14 protein-coding genes, 1 tRNA gene and 2 pseudogenes are annotated in these 18,282 nt (G+C 41.0%); 12 read left to right on the top strand and 5 right to left on the bottom strand.

Annotation, left to right across the window (positions count from 1 at the left end; translation table 11 throughout):
- Window positions 1-93: 93 nt before the first annotated feature.
- The 4 genes from MTN96_RS34280 to speB all read left to right on the top strand — a co-directional run bounded on the left by MTN96_RS34280 (window position 94) and on the right by speB (window position 5,282).
- Window positions 94-1,653 (top strand): BCCT family transporter, encoded by a 1,560-nt coding sequence (locus MTN96_RS34280; protein ID WP_248534463.1) that lies wholly within the window; start codon window positions 94-96, stop codon window positions 1,651-1,653.
- Between the two features lie 185 nt (window positions 1,654-1,838).
- Window positions 1,839-2,297, top strand: coding sequence for a GNAT family N-acetyltransferase (locus MTN96_RS34275; RefSeq protein WP_248534461.1), 459 nt, complete (start codon window positions 1,839-1,841; stop codon window positions 2,295-2,297).
- 144 nt (window positions 2,298-2,441) lie between these two features.
- A complete protein-coding gene (gene speA / locus MTN96_RS34270) occupies window positions 2,442-4,355 on the top strand; it encodes a biosynthetic arginine decarboxylase (RefSeq protein ID WP_248534459.1) in 1,914 nt (637 codons plus the stop codon).
- Between the two features lie 3 nt (window positions 4,356-4,358).
- Window positions 4,359-5,282 carry an agmatinase gene (gene speB / locus MTN96_RS34265; RefSeq protein ID WP_036982103.1) on the top strand — a complete coding sequence of 308 codons (924 nt, stop codon included), beginning with the start codon at window positions 4,359-4,361 and terminating at the stop codon, window positions 5,280-5,282.
- A 65-nt stretch (window positions 5,283-5,347) separates the two neighbouring features.
- On the opposite strand, the gene MTN96_RS34260 is transcribed toward speB, so the two are convergent.
- The 3 genes and pseudogenes from MTN96_RS34260 to MTN96_RS34250 all read right to left on the bottom strand — a co-directional run.
- On the bottom strand, window positions 5,348-5,638 hold the full coding sequence (locus tag MTN96_RS34260) for a hypothetical protein (RefSeq protein ID WP_248534457.1): 291 nt from the start codon (window positions 5,636-5,638) through the stop codon (window positions 5,348-5,350).
- A pseudogene (locus MTN96_RS34255) lies at window positions 5,635-6,105 on the bottom strand (M48 family metallopeptidase); the annotation flags it as partial. The gene MTN96_RS34260 and the pseudogene MTN96_RS34255, both read right to left, overlap by 4 nt.
- 37 nt (window positions 6,106-6,142) lie before the next feature.
- A pseudogene (locus MTN96_RS34250) lies at window positions 6,143-6,582 on the bottom strand (DUF898 family protein); the annotation flags it as partial.
- A gap of 170 nt (window positions 6,583-6,752) precedes the next feature.
- Here MTN96_RS34250 and MTN96_RS34245 point away from each other — a divergent pair.
- From MTN96_RS34245 to msrB, 8 genes are all read left to right on the top strand, one after another.
- Window positions 6,753-7,484, top strand: coding sequence for an RNA methyltransferase (locus tag MTN96_RS34245; RefSeq protein ID WP_138627154.1), 732 nt, complete (start codon window positions 6,753-6,755; stop codon window positions 7,482-7,484).
- Between the two features lie 328 nt (window positions 7,485-7,812).
- On the top strand, window positions 7,813-11,214 hold the full coding sequence (locus MTN96_RS34240; protein ID WP_248534453.1) for a chromosome segregation SMC family protein: 3,402 nt from the start codon (window positions 7,813-7,815) through the stop codon (window positions 11,212-11,214).
- A 73-nt stretch (window positions 11,215-11,287) separates the two neighbouring features.
- Window positions 11,288-12,034 carry a cell division protein ZipA gene (gene zipA, locus MTN96_RS34235; protein WP_069439976.1) on the top strand — a complete coding sequence of 249 codons (747 nt, stop codon included), beginning with the start codon at window positions 11,288-11,290 and terminating at the stop codon, window positions 12,032-12,034.
- Between the two features lie 78 nt (window positions 12,035-12,112).
- Window positions 12,113-14,134 (top strand): NAD-dependent DNA ligase LigA, encoded by a 2,022-nt coding sequence (gene ligA / locus MTN96_RS34230; RefSeq protein ID WP_248534451.1) that lies wholly within the window; start codon window positions 12,113-12,115, stop codon window positions 14,132-14,134.
- Window positions 14,127-14,471 (top strand): DUF3392 family protein, encoded by a 345-nt coding sequence (locus tag MTN96_RS34225; RefSeq protein WP_069439978.1) that lies wholly within the window; start codon window positions 14,127-14,129, stop codon window positions 14,469-14,471. Before ligA ends, MTN96_RS34225 begins: the two co-directional genes overlap by 8 nt.
- Entirely contained in the window at window positions 14,468-14,968 is a 501-nt protein-coding gene (locus MTN96_RS34220; RefSeq protein ID WP_036982115.1) for a DUF2919 domain-containing protein, read from the top strand. The genes MTN96_RS34225 and MTN96_RS34220 overlap by 4 nt, the downstream gene beginning before the upstream one ends.
- 6 nt (window positions 14,969-14,974) lie before the next feature.
- Entirely contained in the window at window positions 14,975-15,421 is a 447-nt protein-coding gene (locus MTN96_RS34215) for a hypothetical protein (RefSeq protein ID WP_138627637.1), read from the top strand.
- 89 nt (window positions 15,422-15,510) lie between these two features.
- Entirely contained in the window at window positions 15,511-15,951 is a 441-nt protein-coding gene (msrB, locus tag MTN96_RS34210; protein WP_033103821.1) for a peptide-methionine (R)-S-oxide reductase MsrB, read from the top strand.
- A 125-nt stretch (window positions 15,952-16,076) separates the two neighbouring features.
- Here msrB and MTN96_RS34205 read toward each other — a convergent pair whose 3' ends face one another.
- A complete protein-coding gene (locus MTN96_RS34205; RefSeq protein WP_069439987.1) occupies window positions 16,077-17,708 on the bottom strand; it encodes a response regulator in 1,632 nt (543 codons plus the stop codon).
- A gap of 404 nt (window positions 17,709-18,112) precedes the next feature.
- Window positions 18,113-18,188 (bottom strand) — tRNA-Val (locus MTN96_RS34200).
- Window positions 18,189-18,282 lie beyond the last annotated feature (94 nt).

Here is an 18,282-nt window from a genome sequence, read left to right as displayed (position 1 = left end):
GAGTTGCTTTGTCGTTTGTTGAAACTAGGGTTTAGTGTGATGTCATGGTATGTCGCTATGTCGGTAACTGTAAAAAACCATTAGGAGCGATAAATGAATACCACTAAAGCAACTTTAAAGTCGGGTGAAATACATTCTTCCCGAGTTAAGTTTCTGGATGGGGTTGATATACCCGTATTTTTAATCAGTGGCGGTATATTAGTTTTATTTGCCGCGCTGGCCCTTTACGACATTAAACTGATGTCGGATTGGATAAACTCTGCCTTTGCCTTCTCAACCAAAATATTTGGCGCCTTTTGGCAAGTTCTGCTGTTATTAACCTTTGTGATAGGTATATTTTTGGCCGTAGGCCGCACCGGTTCAGTGGTGCTCGGCGGTTTAAAAACCCCTGAAATATCTACCTTCAAATGGATCAGTATAATTATGTGCACTTTGCTTGCTGGTGGCGGCGTATTTTGGGCCGCAGCAGAGCCAATGGCACATTTTATTTCTCCGCCACCGCTATTTGGTGGTGAAACTGGCACAAGGGATGCCGCCTATAACGCCCTTGCACAAAGCTTTATGCACTGGGGGTTTTTAGCTTGGGCTATTTTAGGTAGTTTGACCGGCATTGTTTATATGCATCTTCATTACGAAAAAGGCTTACCGCTTAAACCTCGTACTTTGCTTTACCCCGTATTTGGCGATCGCGCAATGAAAGGGGCGCTTGGTACTATTGTTGATGCATGTTGTGTACTCGCTGTGGTTGCTGGCACTGTGGGTCCTATTGGTTTTTTAGGCTTACAAGTGAGTTTTGGCCTAGATAAATTGTTTGCCATTCCTGACACCTACACCACACAAGTAATTATTTTATTTAGTTTAATTGGCATTTACACACTTTCAGCGGTAAGTGGGGTTACCAAAGGTATACAGCTACTAAGCCGTTTTAATGTTGTACTGGCAGTGTTGCTGATGTTGTTTATATTACTAATGGGGCCCACTGCGTTTATTATTGATAGCTACATTCATTCCTTTGGTTTGTATTTAGATAACTTTATTCCTATGGCTACATTTCGTGCCGATAAACCATGGTTAGACTGGTGGACTGTGTTCTTTTGGGGTTGGTTTTTAGGTTATGGCCCTTTAATGGCGATGTTTGTTGCACGTATATCCCGTGGACGTACTATTCGTGAAATGATTTTACTCATCTCTGTGGTTGCGCCAGTGATCACCTGCTTTTGGTTTACTATTGTGGGTGGCTCAGGCATCTTTTTTGAGTTAAATAATCCCGGCGTTATATCAGAGCCTTTTGCTGGGCTTAATTTACCAGCGGCATTGTTAGCCATTACTGAGCAGTTACCCATGGGGTTTATTGTGTCTGTATTATTTTTAGTACTGACCACTATTTTTGTGGCAACAACCGGTGACTCAATGACGTACTCGGTATCTATGGTGATGACAGGTACCGATCATCCGCAAACATCAATTCGAGTGTTTTGGGGGATTATGATGGGGGTGATGGCGGCGTTGCTTATTTCTATAGGCGAGGGCGGAATTTCAGCCTTGCAGTCGTTTATTGTGGTCACTGCGGTGCCAGTTTCGTTTGTGTTACTACCGTCACTGTGGACGGCACCACAAATAGTTAAGAAAATGGCAGACGAACAAGGACTTTAATAATTGATAAAGAGCGCTAATAAGCGCTCTTTTTCTGGGTACATCATATTCTCACCTTGTTATTGAGCTATTTATTATCCTAGCAATAAACTAACCCACTAAAAATAACTTAGCCTAAGTAGGTTGTTCATTCCTATCGATACGGTATAGTTTAAATATATTTAAGCATAACCTTGAGATAAACCATGCAGTTAGTCGACTTAGACCCTTGTGATCAGGATGTGATCAACGTATTTGCAGATATAGATCGACTTATTAGCTCATTATATCCTGTAGCAACTTCACAAGCGCTTACAGTTAATGAGCTTGGTTTACCGGGCGTTTACGCTGTAGGTTTAAAAAATCAAGACGGAATAATTGCCTGTGGCGCAATAGTAAAGCAATTTGATGGTAGCTGGTATGGCGAAATTAGACGGCTTTACGTAAAACCTAGCTATCGCGGAAAAGGCTTATCGCGGCGTATTATGCAAATTTTATTGCACTATGCAGGCGAAGAAGAAATCCCAATCATAAAACTAGAAACAGGACCAAAGCAAATACAATCAATCCATCTTTATGAGAATTTAGGGTTTGTGCAATGTGCCCCTTTTGGTGAATACACAGAAAACCCAAACAGCTTATTTATGGAGCTTGCGCTCAGCTAATATTGCTTTGTTTGAAGCTTTTATTTATTAATTTCAATCCTAACTCGTTACGAGTAGAAATACTTGTTGGACATGAATCACTATTTTTCTTTTAATGCGCGGCAACTAGCCGGTTTGGCATTCATAAATAAAAGAGAAAGATAAATGAAAGAGACAACATCACTTGAACAAGCTCGTACGAGCTACAACGTTCGTCATTGGAGCCAAGGTTTTTTTGGTATTAATGATCAAGGTGATGTGTATGTTGCGCCCAAGGCTGATGCCCCACAGCAAACCATTGCATTAACAGACATTGCTAAGCAGCTTGAAGACAAAGGTTTAAGCTTGCCAGCACTTGTTCGTTTTCCACAAATTTTACATCATCGCGTGCATAGCTTATGTGGTGCATTTAATACTGCTATAGAAAGCTATGGTTACCCAAAAGACTATTTATTAGTTTATCCAATTAAAGTAAATCAACAACGTGAAGTTGTTGAAGAAATTGTTGCCAGCCAAGCGCAAGTAGAAAAAAAACAGCTAGGTTTAGAGGCCGGTAGCAAGCCAGAGTTATTAACTGTATTAGCACTGGCAGAAAAAACCAGTGCGGTGATTGTATGTAATGGCTACAAAGATAAAGAATATGTGCGCTTAGCGCTGATTGGCGAAAAGCTGGGCCATAAAGTGTATATCGTACTTGAGAAATTGTCTGAGCTGGATATGGTGCTTAGCCAAGCCAAAGAACTTAACGTAAAACCGCGTATTGGTATTCGTGTGCGTTTAGCCTCGCAAGGCAAAGGTAAATGGCAAGCAAGTGGCGGTGAAAAATCTAAGTTTGGGTTGTCTGCTTCACAAGTGCTGTATGTAGTAAACCGCTTAAAAGAAACAAATCAGCTTGATTTAGTACAGCTTGTGCATTTTCACTTAGGGTCGCAAATGGCCAATATTCGTGATGTACGCTTAGGTGTAAGTGAAGCTGCTCGTTTTTATTGTGAACTACGCAAGTTGGGTGCACACATAGAGTGCCTTGATGTAGGGGGCGGTTTAGCGGTTGATTACGACGGCACACGCAGTCAATCACACAACTCAATGAACTACAGTTTAGCTGAATACGCAAATAATATTGTCTACACCATCGGTGATATTTGTAAGCAGTATGAGCAGCCTTTTCCTACCATTATTTCAGAGTCGGGAAGAGCATTAACAGCGCATCACGCGGTACTAATTTCCAATGTAATTGGCACCGAAACGTATACACCGGAAGAAATAGAAGCGCCAGCTGATGATGCGCCGCAGTTACTTAAAAATATGTGGATTTCATGGCAACAATTACATGTGCTTACTGATGACCGTGCATTAATTGAGATTTTTCACGACAGCCAAGGTGATTTAGCTGAAGCGCATAGTCAGTTTGCGATGGGATTATTAGATTTAACTCAGCGTGCATGGGCAGAGCAAATAAACTTACGCGTGTGTTATGAACTTAATAAATTAATGGATAACAAAAACCGTTTTCATCGACCGATTATAGATGATCTGAATGCGCGTTTAGCGGACAAGTTTTTTGTCAATTTCTCATTGTTTCAGTCATTGCCTGACGCGTGGGGTATTGACCAAGTGTTTCCGGTATTGCCATTAAGTGGTTTAACGCAAGCTCCACAAAAACGGGCTGTGTTACTAGATATCACCTGTGATTCAGATGGCGCATTAGAGCATTATGTAGATGGTCAAGGCATTGAAAGTACGTTGCCAGTACCTGAGTTTACAGCAGATAAACCTTATTTAATGGGATTTTTCTTAGTAGGTGCCTATCAAGAAATTTTAGGCGATATGCATAACTTATTTGGTGATACGCACAGTGCTATTGTCAATATGGATGAGCAAGGTGTTGCTAGTATTACAGAAATTAATCATGGTGATACTGTGGCTGATATGATGCGTTATGTACATTTAGATGTTGAAGGTTTTCAGCAGTCATATGCGCAGTTAGTGACTGCAAAAATTGCACCAGATGAACAGCAAAGCGTCCTCGACGAATTGCAAAGCGGCCTTGACGGCTACACTTACTTAGAAGAGTTATAAGCAATGTCTAGCTTGTTTGGTTGTGTTGACCACTCATTGTACTCAAACGGGATGACGTTTTTACGTCGTCCTATGGTACAAAACATTAATGCGATTGAGGCCGATGTAGTGGTACTGGGTTTACCGTTTGATTTGGCTACTTCAGGGCGCCCTGGTGCCCGCTTGGGGCCTGATGCTATTCGCAGAGCGTCGGTACATTTAGCATGGGAAGATACTAAATATCCGTGGACATTTCCGTTGTTTGAGCGCTTGACCGTGGCGGATGCTGGCGATTTTACCTATCCGGTAGGTGACCCGGAATATTTTACCGCGCAACTAGAAATGGCGGCAGAGCAAATACTTCGCCAAGGTAAAACATTATTAGGCTTGGGCGGCGATCATTTTGTAACCTTACCGCTATTGCGCGCACATGCAAAAATTCATGGCAAAATGGCGTTAGTTCATTTCGATGCACATACCGATACTTACAGTAACGGTTCGCGTTTTGATCACGGTACCATGTTTTATCATGCGCCAATGGAAGGGTTGATTGATGTTAATCACAGTATTCAGCTAGGCATTCGTACCGACTTTGATCAAAGCAAGCATGAGTTTGCAGTGATTGATGCTATGCAAGCCAATGATCTGCATGCAAATGATATTGCAGCTCAGATTATTGAGCGAGTGGGTGATTTACCGGTTTACTTAACCTTTGATATAGATTGTTTAGATCCCGCTTTTGCACCAGGTACGGGCACACCAGTGTGTGGTGGTTTAACTTCTGATAAGGTACTTAAAATCTTACGCGCACTCAAAGGCATTAATATGGTGGGGATGGATGTGGTTGAAGTATCCCCGTCTTATGACCAAAGTGAGCTTACTGCCATTGCTGCAGCAACAATTGCCAGTGAATTGCTACATTTGTGGGCGCTTAAGCATAAATATTAATTTGTGTTAATCTAGTTTAAAAAGCGCCAATTTGGCGCTTTTTTTGTATAAAAATAAAAGTACGATTAAAACTGCATATCGTGTTTTTTAGCATAAATAAAAAATACCGGAATTTCGATTATGACGTAAGTTAAAAAAGTAAACCAAAACCAATTAACTTCAAATATTAACCAGCTAAATTGCACGCCCGAGTTGTAATAAAGGCTAGATGCAATTAATAGCGTAATGCCTGTTGCAAATAAATCTTGCACCGATACTTTTTTAAAGCTGCTGCCTGCAAAGCGCGGATAAATAAATCCGTAGCCAAGCGTTATCATAATGATAACTAATAACAATAAATTCAGTTCAGGGGTCATAGTGGTTTATATTGCCTCGCATATTCTATTCGCTCTTGAGAGCTTGGGTGCGTTGATAAATACTTTAACCAAGTATCATCATAGCTCCCTTCTTGTGCTTTTAAATTATTTTCCAGTGCTTCAATTGCATCAGCAAAGTCGAGGTTAGAATAGCCTAATTTTAAAAGGTTTGTAATAGCATATTCATCGGCTTCTTGTTCCATATCTCGCGAAAACGCTTGTTGTAAAAAAGATGAACCAGAGCCAAGCACGACTTCTAATATACCATCTAAGTCACCAAAAATAACTGCAAATACAACGGTGCTCACTGCAGCTTGTGCTGCAAGGCGAATGCTGTGATGGTGCTGAACATGACCAATTTCATGAAGTAAAACAGCACGCAGGGCATCAGAATCATTTTTTAATAGCTCAACAAGTTCGTCAGTTACAACAACCCGACCATTTGGAAGAGCAAACGCATTAGCTGCTGAATTTCTGTTTGCTTTTAGCAGCAAGTTGAGATGGCTCTAAGGCAAAGCGTACATTACGATGGCGAGTCATTCGCATATTAAAACGCAGACCTTGGTTGATGATCCACGGCAATAAAAATAAAAAGCCAATAGCAAATAAAAGGCCTATCGTCGGTGCGAGGCTGCTAAGCAGGGTGTAAATTAAAAATACAATGACCGCTAAAATGCGCCTTTTAGAATTTGTATAGGCGTAGCTAGATAGTCAAAGCTAAGGCCGTCGATACGCGTATGACCGTAAAAATAACGGTAGGTGCGTACTTTTGCTCATGCAGAATAAATTCCTAAAGTAATAATACTTAGCAGTATATTGACACTCCATATGCCAAAAAATTCGCCGCTTTTGCCGCTAAAATTTACTATACCACTAAAAATGGGAGAGGCAGTGGGTGGTGTAGGGGGATTTGTTTCATTTGAAGTTGGGTGTATTGATTCCATTAAAAAAAGTCCTTGTAATTTTTGTAAACTTACCCTTTTTAGAGAATAAAAACAATCTTTATGATTAGCTAGCTTATTGTAAGTAGGCTAATTTTATTGCTTTTAATGTTTATAGGGCTGCACTTTAAGTCACCTCTGGTATACTGTGCAGATAATTTAACGGGGCTGTCATGATTTCAAAAAACCAACTTAAACTTATTCGCCAGCTTGGCCAAAAAAAGTATCGCAAGCAATTTAATCAATACCTCGTACAAGGCGAAAAAAATGTACTGGAGTTATTAAATAGCCCATTAAAAGTAACCGATGTATTTGCAACGCAAAGTTTTATTGATAATAACCAAAGCGCATACCCTCAAACGCATTTTATTACAGCTGATGAAGAGCAGTTAACAAAGGTAAGTACTTTGGTCAGTAATAATGCGGCTATTGCCATTGTTGATATGCCAAGCACCACATTACCCGATGAAAACAGTTTAATATTAGCCTTAGATGGGGTATCTGATCCGGGTAATTTAGGTACCATCATTCGCGTGGCTGATTGGTACGGTATAAAACACATTGTTGCCAGCACCGACAGTGCCGATCCGTATAATCCAAAAACAATTAGCGCCACTATGGGGTCATTTGTTCGTGTATCGGTAAGCCAAGTTGATTTACCTAGCTATTTAACATCTTTGGATGTGCCTATTTATGGTGCATTTTTAGAGGGCGAGAATGTTCATCATTGCCAGTTTGCTGGAGAAGGGGTGTTATTAATGGGCAGCGAGTCACATGGCATACGCCAGCAGTGTGCCGCGCTTGTGAGTAATAAAATTACTATTCCCGCCTTTGGCGGTGCTGAATCGCTTAACGTGGCAATGGCAACGGGTATTATTTTAGATAACTTTAAACGCCAAGCTTAACCTTTTGCCTAAAAATAGGTTAAATTGTAACAACTTGGGTCTGTTAACCTTTGTGGATTATAATTTGTTCAAACTAGGGGCGGTTTAATCGCGGCGCGAGGTTTGTAACCTAGTGGGCTAAGTCAAAACCGAGTAACAAAGAGTAAATCGCCCCTAGGAAGAACCCTTCGGGCAGCGCCTGTTTGGTATTGATGCTGCGTTATCGCCTATTTATGGGGAATAACCACACCACATAGGCGCTGCCTTGCCTAAATACCAAACAGACTGCTGCAAATTTAATCTTAAAAGGTCAACAGACCCTAATAATAAAAATTGGTAAAACAACCAGATGCGCTTAAGCACTATAAAATTAGCGGGCTTTAAATCGTTTGTAGAGCCCACTAAAATTCCATTTCCAGATCAAATGACGTGTGTTGTCGGCCCTAATGGCTGTGGCAAATCAAACGTGATTGATGCGGTGCGATGGGTGCTTGGTGAAAGCTCAGCTAAAAATTTACGTGGCGATGCCATGACGGATGTCATTTTTAATGGCTCCACTAACCGCAAGCCCATTTCGCAAGCCTCTGTTGAACTCATATTTGATAATACCCAAGGTAAATTACCCAATACCTTTGCTGATCGAAGCCAAGTGGCTATCAAGCGTTTGGTGACTCGCGATGGCCAATCGCTGTACTTTTTAAATGGTAGCAAATGCCGCAAACGTGATATTACCGATATATTTTTAGGCACCGGGCTTGGGCCGCGTAGTTACGCCATTATAGAACAAGGGATGATCTCGCGTTTAATTGAGAGCAAACCGCAAGAGCTACGTATTTTTTTAGAAGAAGCCGCAGGGGTCTCTAAATACAAAGAGCGCCGCCGAGAAACACAAACACGCATAAAAAGCACCCGAGAAAACCTAGAGCGACTCCTCGATGTTCGCCAAGAGCTACAAAACCAGCTTGACAAACTGGCGGTACAATCGGTTGATGCTAAGAAATATCGCGAATTTAAAACCCAAGAACGCACTTTAAAGGGGCAAATAGCGGTATTAAAATGGCAAAAGCTGCATCAGCAACAAGTTGATAAAAGCGCACAAATAAAAAAACTGGATGAACAAATCAGCTTTTTTAAAACGGCGCATTCAGGCCATGATGATGTTCTGGCAAGTCTTGAAGCTCAAGTACAAGTTCAGCAAGATAAACTTAATGATGCACAGCAACAACAGCACCATACGCATACCGAATTGACTCGCAGTGAACAGCAGCAAATTAGCATTAAACAACAAACGCTGTCACTGAAACAAAATTTAGCCAAGTTAGAGCAACAAAAAAATCAAAGTGAAGAAGTCAAAACGCAGCAACAAAGTCTCTGCCAAGAGTTAGATGACAGCTTACAACAGGCTGTAGAGCATAACTTAATGTGTAGCGAGCAGGTTATAGAGCTTACCGAAGAGGTTAATCGGCTGCTGGAGATTAAAAATGCCGACACATCACACTGGCAATCGCTAAAAGAAGATTATCAACAATTGCATAATCAGCAGTTAGCGCATACCAACGCAGTAAAACACACAGAACAAAAAATCAGTTATGTTAAGCAACAACTAACGCAGCTTGATGTGCAAATAGATGAGTTAAAACACAGTGAGATAGAGCAGCAATTAATTCAGCAACAGCAGCACAGACAGGCCCTGACTGAGCAGCTAGCGAAAGCGCAAACTGCTCATAGTAGAGGTCAAAGTGCTCAGGCAATACAGCAGCAACAGCTTGATGATGCACAGCAAGATTGGCAGCATTTATTTCAGCAAGTAAATGAATTAAAAGCCGGTATAGCGGGGCTACAAACTACTCTTGGGCTTGAAAAAAGCAGCGATGAAAGTTTAACCTTATTTAAGCAGTTAACTGTTCAGTCGGGTTATGAGTTTTTAGTCGAGCAGGCGCTGTCATCACTTGAGCATATTCATATATCACAAGGTAAAGCAGAAAATAGCACGTGGGAAATTGCATCGCAGTCTGCAGCTAAGCACAGTATTGCCGCGTTTATTACCTCAGGCGTGTATCCTGAGTTATTAAATCATATTGCTTATGATGAAGCCGGCGATATAAGCGCACTTAACGACAATAGTTATATTGCGGTTATAGATAAGCAAGGGGCATTACACGGTCGAAACTGGCATGTAAGTGGCGATAAAAATACAGAAAATTCCTTATTATTAATGCACAAAAAACTCAAGCAGCAAGAAACCTTACTTGAGCAACAACAACAGGCATTGACGGACGCACACTCCACACTTGAAGAACATAAAACGCAGGCTGCATTAATAACCGAGCAGCAAAATGAGCGCAAAGACACTATTCACCAATTAGCACAACAACTTGCTGTAGCAACAACGCGTGGTGATATGCTTAAAGCGCAAGCTGATCAGCATCTGCAGCAGCTAACAAAATTACAACAACAGCGTCAGCCTCTGCTAGAGCAACAACAGCAGTTAAGCGAATTATTGAGCGAAGAGCTTGATAAAAATGAACAGCTTACACAGCAATTACAGGCCTTAGCTGAAGAGCTTAACCAAGCCGATAGCACACGCACAAATAGTGATGAGCGTTACAAACAAGCTTTGAGTAATGCTGAACAATATAAAACACTAGCGCATCAGGCAAACCTTAATGAGCAAAAAGCACGAAGTGAATGGCAGCTCAGTCAAACTAAACTTAGCCATGCTGTACAGGCGTTTACTAGTGCCGAAGAGGGTGCGCAAGAGCTAATAGAGCAGATTGAAGCGTTACTTATTCCTGAGCAAGAGCTTGCACTAAGTATTGAGCAATTATTAGTACAGCACCAACAAGGCGAACAAACGCTTGCGGATTTACAACAACAGCTAGCTCAAGCAAAACAAGAATTACAAAACAAACAAGCGAGTTTAAAAACGTCACAAGCTGAGCTGGTGGCACTGCAAGAGCAGCATCAAAAGCTGAGTATTGAAGAACAAAGCTTATTAATTAAAGCGCAAGCGGTACTAGAGCCACTTAGTGAGCTTAATCAAAATTTAAAACAGGTATTAGCAGAGCTTCCTGCAGAGTTGTCATTAAATGCGGCGCAAAATCAACTTGCTGGAGTAAGTAATCAGCTAGAGCAATTAGGAGCCGTTAACCTTGCAGCCATTGATGAATTTGAACAAGCGAAGCAAAGAAGTGATTATTTAAATAATCAGCTGGACGATTTAACCCAAGCATTAACAGCTTTAGAAGGCGCTATTCATAAAATAGATCGTGAAACAAAAACGCGCTTTAAGTCTACGTTTGATCAGGTTAACCACGATTTTGGCCAGCTTTTCCCTAAGGTGTTTGGCGGCGGCAGTGCTTACTTAGAATTAACCAGTGACGATTTACTCGAAAGTGGTGTTAGTATAATGGCAAGGCCACCAGGTAAAAAAAATTCGACAATTCATTTGTTAAGTGGTGGAGAAAAAGCGCTGAGCGCATTATCATTGGTGTTTTCTATATTCAGGCTCAATCCAGCTCCATTCTGTATGCTGGACGAGGTAGATGCCCCATTAGATGATGCCAATGTGGTTCGTTTTTGCCGATTGGTTGAAGAAATGTCACAATCTGTGCAGTTTATTTATATAAGCCATAATAAAATTGCAATGGAAATGGCGGGTAGATTAACGGGTGTAACCATGGCAGAGCCCGGCGTGTCGCGCATGGTTGCTGTAGATATTGAACAAGCGGTGCAACTTGCACATGCATAATTTTATAGTCATTTGCTAGTTGTTTTGGGTAAAATGATGGCAGTTAGGCATATTAATAATAAAAGGTGAGGGGATGGCCGAAGAATTAAGATGGGTTTTAATTGTGATCAGTGTGTTTGTCATTGGTGGCTTATTAATACACGGTTTGTGGTCAGTAAGAAAAAAAGAGAATGCTGAACTCCCTGCAAGCGAGCGAGTTGAACCTGTTCAAGAACAGCAGCCTTCATCTGTGCATACTGAGCCACAAGAGCCAACGTTAGCGCAACGAGAAGAGCCACAAATGAGTGAGTTAAACTTCAGCGCTGATGAGCCACAAATAGATGTTAGCCCTGCTGATACAGCTATTGAAGATGACCTTGAAGTGGTAACAGAAGAGGCTGTAGATACACAACAAGACGCCCCTAAAGATGTTGCAGACTTTGTTATTGTGCATATTCAAATGCCAGAAGGATTGACCATGCAAGGCAGTAAATTACTGCCAGCAGTTAACACGCTAGGTTTTAAGTATTCAGAAGAAGGCTTTTTTAATCGCCACCTAGACCCTGCAGGCCAAGGGCCGGTGTTATTTAGACTGGTAAATATGTATAACCCTGGTACATTCGATATTGATAATATGGAACAGTTTAGTACCGCAGGCGTGAGCTTATTTATGACGCTACCATGTGATGGCGATGGCCTTGCTGCGTTTAATATGCTGCACAGCGCCGCTAAAAAAATAGCGGATGAATTTGGTGCCGATATTTTAGATGCAGAGCGAAACGAAATGACGGTAGAGCGTATTCGTCAATATGTTGAGCAGGTTCGCGCATTTTCTGCGTAATATACGCATAAGTTAAATTTTGTAAGCCACTGGGCGTTCACTCGTCAAAGTGGCTTTTTTTATGTTTTTGAGGTCTACATGGTAAGCAGCATTAGTGAGCAAATTAATCATCTTCGTACCACGCTTGAGCAACACAATTATAGTTATTATGTGCTTGATACACCCAGCATACCCGATGCCGAATATGATCGCTTGTTACGTACATTGAGCGAATTAGAAACCCAGCACCCTGAGTTTTTAACCGCCGATTCACCTACTCAAAAAGTAGGTGGGGCGGCGCTTGCCAAGTTTGAGCAAGTAGCACATCAAGTGCCTATGTTGTCGCTTGATAACGCTTTTGGTGAAGACGAATTTAATGGTTTTAATCGTCGTATTAAAGAGCGTTTAATGAGCACTGAAGAGCTTACATTTTGCTGTGAGCCTAAACTGGATGGCTTAGCGGTATCGATTATTTATCGCGATGGGGTATTAGTACAAGCTGCTACTCGTGGCGATGGTTTTACTGGCGAAAATATTACCCAAAATGTAAAAACAATTCGCAATGTGCCATTAAAGCTTCGCGGTGATGATTACCCGCGTGAGCTTGAAGTGCGCGGTGAAGTGTTTATGGATAGCGCGGGCTTTGAAAAATTAAATGCAGAGGCAGAAAAACGTGGTGATAAAGTTTTTGTAAACCCTCGTAATGCGGCAGCGGGAAGTTTACGCCAGCTCGATTCAAAAATTACCGCAAAACGCCCACTGATGTTTTATGCCTACAGCACTGGATTAGTTGCCGATGGCACCTTACCTGAAGATCACTACCAGCAACTTGCTAAGCTTACCGATTGGGGATTACCGCTGTGTCCAGAAACCAAATTAGTTGAAGGTCCAAAGGCTGCGCTTGCTTATTACAATGACATTTTAACGCGTCGTAGCGAGCTAAAATATGAAATAGATGGCGTAGTAATAAAGGTAAATAAAAAAGCCTTACAAGAGCGCTTAGGCTTTGTAGCTCGTGCACCGCGTTGGGCTATTGCTTATAAGTTTCCGGCGCAAGAAGAAATAACGCAATTATTAGATGTTGAATTTCAAGTGGGTCGCACAGGGGCAATTACTCCTGTTGCGCGATTAGAGCCAGTATTTGTTGGGGGTGTTACGGTATCGAATGCAACGCTGCATAATGCTGATGAAATTGCCCGTTTAGGCGTTAAAGTGGGCGATACTGTGATTATTCGTCGCGCTGGGGATGTGATCCCACAAATTACCCAAGTAGTACTTGAACAACGCCCAAGCGATGCAAAAGAGATTGTATTTCCAACTATGTGCCCCATTTGTGACTCGCACGTTGAGCGGGTTGAAGGTGAAGCGGTTGCACGTTGTACCGGTGGCTTAGTATGCCAAGCACAGCGTAAACAAGCGATTAAGCATTTTGCATCGCGTAAGGCTTTAGATATTGACGGCTTGGGCGACAAAATTGTTGATCAATTAGTTGATCGAGAGCTGATCAAAACCCCTGCTGATTTATTTATTTTAAAGCAGGGACACTTTGAATCACTTGAACGAATGGGGCCAAAATCAGCAAAAAACTTAGTTGCCGCACTTGATGATGCAAAAACGACTACCTTAGCAAAGTTTTTATATTCACTGGGTATTCGTGAGGTCGGTGAGGCCACAGCACAAAACTTGGCTAATCACTTTTTAACGCTTGAAAAAGTAATCGATGCCAGCATTGAACAGCTGATTGAAGTAAGCGATGTAGGTGAAATAGTGGCAAAGCACGTGCGCGGCTTTTTTACTGAAGAGCATAACCTGACAGTGGTAAACGAATTAATAGCGCAAGGCATTAACTGGCCACAGTTAACAGCGCCATCAGAGCAAGAACAGCCGCTAGCGGGTTTAACTTATGTGCTAACTGGGACGCTTAATACGCTTAATCGCAATGATGCGAAAGCGCGCCTACAACAATTAGGTGCTAAGGTATCTGGCAGTGTTTCAGCCAAAACGGATGCGCTAGTGGCGGGCGAAAAAGCCGGCTCTAAGCTAACTAAAGCGCAAGAACTCGGTATAGAAATACTGACAGAGGATGATTTAATTACTTTGTTAGAGACTCATAATGGCTAGTTTTACAAATATACTTAATACCTTGTTAATTGACCTAAGCCAGTGGTTACAAGGCTATTTGCCGCATTTATCATTGCTTTTGATGGTGTGCTTAGTGTCGCTTTATGCGGATGACATTTTAAAGCTCACCAAAGGCGTGGTAGCTAGGCGTCACTTTATTATAAGGGTGGCATGTTTTGTGTTGATCACCGCGTTTGGGTTTGGTTTATTAGTGGTGTGGTTAAGCCCATTACTAACTAAAGCTTTGCTGTTTTTTGGTACTAAGTGGTTGGGGCTCACATTATTAGCTGCATTTTTTATTTTGGGCACTATTGCCGATAGGAAAAACCAGTTGTGAGTCGTTATGGACCTGAATACTGGGATAAATATGGCAGCTATCGTACGCCAATAGCGTTTCATTTGAGTATTTTAGTGTTACTGCGGGCCTATTTTATTTGGGTGATTGCCGCGCTGAGCCGTCGTCCTGAACTTGATCTAATGTCATTGTTTTTTAAATCAAAAAATGATTTTTTTATTGCCATAGCAATTGGTGCCGTAGCAATTGTACCCACTATTTTGTTTTGTTTACGCAGACCCAGAGACTCGCATCAAGCTACGAAACGGTTAGCGAGTATTTGGCGATACATGCGTTGGCCGCTTATTGCTTGCGCGCTAATAGACTTGTCGTGGTTAAGTATCCAGGCGGCCCATAGTCATTATCGCTTTTCACTGTTTTTAGCTATACAAATGGTGATTGTATTGTGGGTATTGTGGTATTTGGCAAAAAGTCGTTATTTAAGTGTTTTTTTTAGTGATTGGCCCGAGCCAACAGAAAAAGCAACCGATAAAAAGTAAGAGATTATGCACACTATTAATAAAAAAATAGCGCAAGTAGTGGCCTTTATAGGGCTGATTATTATCTGCGTTGGCTATTTTTTATCATTAGGCGAACATATTTGGTTTAAAGGGATATTGCTATTGTGGATAGTGGTATTTTGTTCGTGCTGTTACCGATTAACGCCGTTATTTAAAATGCGTAACCCGCTGCGTAACTTTATTCAGCGTGATGCGCAGCATTTGTTTGTTTTTAGTTTAACCGGGTTGTTTGATAAAAAGAATGGCCCGCATTGGTTAGTCATCAGCAATATTGAGTCAATAGAGATAAAAGACGATGAGCTAATAGTGCATAGTAATAATGACAGGCAATTAAGCGTGAGTATTCCTGGTAGTCAAGCTCAATTACACGCTTATGTAAGCCGTATACTTACAGCAACAGAGAAGCACCGTATAGTGTTTAAATTGCGTTGATCGTGGTGTTAGCCACAGACGTAATGATAGGCTGTCAGTCAATGCTTTTGGTTCAGTATAAAGCAAATTAATAACGCAATGAGGTTGTTATGTTGAAATGGAACGATATTGTTAATTTTGCCAACCATGGCAATCCGACACCGGTTCAAAAAGTAGTTAAAACAGATCAGCAATGGCGTGAACTGTTAAACGAAGAGCAATATTACGTGACCCGTAAAAAAGGCACAGAGCGACCAAATAGTTCAACTAGTTGCACACTATTAGAACCGGGAAAGTACGTGTGTGTGTGTTGTGATAACCTACTATTTGATGCGGATGAAAAGTTTGATAGTGGCACAGGATGGCCTTCATTTACACAACCTGCAACGGTTGATGCGATAGGGTATGTAATGGATAACAGCCATGGCATGGAGCGAGTTGAGGTTGTTTGTAATGTGTGTGATGCGCACTTAGGGCATATTTTCCCTGATGGCCCACTTCCTTCCGGCTTGCGCTACTGTGTAAACGCACTGGCAATGAAAAAGCTCTAGGGCCTGTTGGCCTTTCAAGGTTAAATTTGCAGCAGTCTGTTTGGGATTTAGGCAAGGCAGCGCCTATGTGGTGTGGTTACTCCCCCATAAATAGGCGATAACGTAGCATCAATTCCAAACAGGCGCTAACTAATCTCTAGTTTCATTTCTTTAGCAATCTGAAGTAGTTTATCGAACCGCTCCGATTGCTCTTCAGCTAAGGGGGATTTTTTTAATAGTTTAAAGCACTTTTGAGCCAGCACACTATTGAAAGAGTCCCCCTGTTTTTTTGACTTATCCACTAAACATTGTAACAAGTTAAGCGCAATACTTGGATTGTGTGGCATGACCCTAAATGCTTGGCTGAATGCCTCTAAGGCAGCATTTAATTGGCCGCGCTCAAACTGCTTAACAGCATGATTGTTAAGTTCTTTCGGCCCCATTTTAATATCACGTCTTTCACTTTGCTGTTGCTGTATATAACGCAAGTAAGTAGCATCGCTTCTACTTGGGTGACGTTCGCAATGATCAATAATTTGGCTAAATAGCGCTTGCGCCTTTTGGTGAAAACCTAATTCATGCAGTGCTTTTGCCTTGTCTAGGGCACCATCGACTGAACGTATTTGAGTATCGCTGTCATCAAGTTGTTCAATCAACTGTTTCGCTTTTTTATGTTCATCTTTTAAATAATAAAGGCGTGCATTGAGCACATCGATTTGAGTTTGTGCATTACTGGTTGGGAATTGTGTTTTTAGCTCATTAATATATTTATTTGTTTGACGGGAGATTCTGTTTATTTGGTCACTTTGATCTGTGGTTAGTGCAAAATCAATCCCAGCACGAGCGGCATTTAAATAAATGTCTGGGCTATCATGCATAGAGTACTTAGCAAAAGTGGCAATATCTTTTTGAGTTAAGTAGCTGGTTTCGTAGTCTCTATTAATGAGCGATACGCTGTTCAGTGACTTTTGACGGTCTATATTACGTGGAGCAATATGTGCCGCTTGGCTTAAAAACTCTTGGGCTAGCTCAAATTGGTTTAGTTTTATTTCTAAACGCCCTAATAAGTCTAATGCAACTAGTCGTGTTTCATTACGTTCAAGCATAGTTTTAAGCATGCGTTGAGCTAAAATATGCTCATTGTTAGCAATTAAGGCTTCTACCAATCCTACTTTTGCCCATGCAAATTTTTGAATATTCAAAACTGACTTAAAAAAGTCTTTCGCTTCTTGGTTTTGTTTTAGCGCCAGTAAAATATTACCTTTTAATCTAAGCAGAATAGGGCTGTATTTATTACTTTTATCGAGTTGGGCATTAATTTGTTTTAATGCTTTAGACTGGTTATCGTCATCAATTAAAGTGTATATAGCTTTTAAGTCGCTTTTACGTTTGAGAATACGCTCTATGCGCACTCTTAATTCTTGTACAGAGAAGGGTTTTACTAAAAAGTCATCGGGTTGAAGTTCTAATACACTGTGAACTAACTCTCCGCTAGTTTCCGCAGATGTAAAAATAAACCCAGTAGAGTGTTTTATTAATGCTTTAGCGCGTAATTCTTCATAAAGCTGGTAGCCATCTTGGCGTTTGCTTAGATTAAAAGAGCAAATTACCAAGTCAAATTCTTCATGTAAGCATTGTTCTTTTGCCGCTAGAGCATGATCTGCAAAACGCATATGTCCAAAGCCAATTTTTTCGAGCGACTGTTTCATGTAGCTTTGAGCAAGTGGCTGCTCTTCTACAATCAGTATTTTTGCTTCATTAAAAATATTTTTAGACATTGGCTTAAGCGTAATTGAATTTAACACAGACTATAATCAACAGTTTAGACGCTTACAAGGTAATTTAAAGATTCGCTTCGAAGATGAGAGTTTATTAAGCAAATTAATTCTAAAGGTTTATATTTTTATCTTAAAAGACCTAAAAAACCATTTAAAGTAAATGGGTAGCACGCGTAATAAAGTAAGTTAAAAAAAATGATTTTGGAGATAATAAAACTCGGAAGATAGGTTTTTGGCATGAGATTGGTAATACTGATTTTTTGAAACCGAAGAATTGCTTGATAACGAATTTCTAAATGGCAATTAATACTGAACGTGAACTAAAAGAGTGGCGGATAATGAATATTAAAATGGAAGATGATACTAGAGGGTTTAGATTTTTGTAATATGCACCATTCAAAGAATGGTGGGTCGTACTGGACTTGAACCAGTGACCCTCGCCTTGTAAGGGCGATGCTCTCCCAACTGAGCTAACGACCCATATTACAATTTTACACATGACTATTAACATAATAATAGATTTTATATGTGGTGGGTGATACTGGACTTGAACCAGTGACCCTCGCCTTGTAAG

Source organism: Pseudoalteromonas sp. 2CM28B (assembly GCF_023161935.1).
The sequence above is the reverse complement of the archived record's forward strand: the minus strand, read 5'-3'. Positions and strand labels throughout refer to the sequence as shown.

What these genes read in the sequence shown, in the direction of transcription:
- MTN96_RS34280 (WP_248534463.1), top strand. Translation starts at nt 94, where the DNA reads ATGAATACCACTAAAGCAACTTTAAAGTCGGGTGAAATACATTCTTCC.
- MTN96_RS34275 (WP_248534461.1), top strand. Translation starts at nt 1,839, where the DNA reads ATGCAGTTAGTCGACTTAGACCCTTGTGATCAGGATGTGATCAACGTA.
- speA (WP_248534459.1), top strand. Translation starts at nt 2,442, where the DNA reads ATGAAAGAGACAACATCACTTGAACAAGCTCGTACGAGCTACAACGTT.
- speB (WP_036982103.1), top strand. Translation starts at nt 4,359, where the DNA reads ATGTCTAGCTTGTTTGGTTGTGTTGACCACTCATTGTACTCAAACGGG.
- MTN96_RS34260 (WP_248534457.1), bottom strand. Translation starts at nt 5,638, where the DNA reads ATGACCCCTGAACTGAATTTATTGTTATTAGTTATCATTATGATAACG.
- MTN96_RS34245 (WP_138627154.1), top strand. Translation starts at nt 6,753, where the DNA reads ATGATTTCAAAAAACCAACTTAAACTTATTCGCCAGCTTGGCCAAAAA.
- MTN96_RS34240 (WP_248534453.1), top strand. Translation starts at nt 7,813, where the DNA reads ATGCGCTTAAGCACTATAAAATTAGCGGGCTTTAAATCGTTTGTAGAG.
- zipA (WP_069439976.1), top strand. Translation starts at nt 11,288, where the DNA reads ATGGCCGAAGAATTAAGATGGGTTTTAATTGTGATCAGTGTGTTTGTC.
- ligA (WP_248534451.1), top strand. Translation starts at nt 12,113, where the DNA reads ATGGTAAGCAGCATTAGTGAGCAAATTAATCATCTTCGTACCACGCTT.
- MTN96_RS34225 (WP_069439978.1), top strand. Translation starts at nt 14,127, where the DNA reads ATGGCTAGTTTTACAAATATACTTAATACCTTGTTAATTGACCTAAGC.
- MTN96_RS34215 (WP_138627637.1), top strand. Translation starts at nt 14,975, where the DNA reads ATGCACACTATTAATAAAAAAATAGCGCAAGTAGTGGCCTTTATAGGG.
- msrB (WP_033103821.1), top strand. Translation starts at nt 15,511, where the DNA reads ATGTTGAAATGGAACGATATTGTTAATTTTGCCAACCATGGCAATCCG.
- MTN96_RS34205 (WP_069439987.1), bottom strand. Translation starts at nt 17,708, where the DNA reads ATGTCTAAAAATATTTTTAATGAAGCAAAAATACTGATTGTAGAAGAG.